Source organism: Eisenbergiella sp. OF01-20 (genome assembly GCF_003478085.1).
Lineage (GTDB): Bacteria > Bacillota > Clostridia > Lachnospirales > Lachnospiraceae > Eisenbergiella.
The window spans coordinates 675-985 of sequence record NZ_QUES01000097.1 but is presented as its reverse complement, the minus strand read 5'-3'; the positions used below and the strand labels follow the sequence as shown (position 1 = coordinate 985).

1 pseudogene is annotated in these 311 nt (G+C 45.3%); it reads right to left on the bottom strand.

Annotated elements, in window-relative coordinates:
• Positions 1–247: pseudogene (locus DXA36_RS32610) on the bottom strand (Rpn family recombination-promoting nuclease/putative transposase); the annotation flags it as partial.
• Positions 248–311: the final 64 nt, after the last annotated feature.

Genomic DNA, 311 nt, shown 5'->3' with positions numbered 1-311 from the left:
CAATCTCTTCCTGGTTTTCTATACCCAGCAGAACCAGCTCCATCCCGTCCTGGCAATACATCTTCACCACATCCCGCACATGTTTGTATGCGGCAGCATATTCCGGCCGGTTCTGTACCGGATCCTCTGGCTGCAGTTCGCGGTAATCAATTACCTGCCTGCCCCCGTATAGCCAGGCATTAAATAAATCGGCAAAAACAGGCGGGTGTGACAGATAAGAAGATAAGGAAATATCTATTTTCCCCATAAACATACTTCTGTCTGATGAAACAGACAGGTTTCCTCCTTAATTATACATAATATGTGTAGAA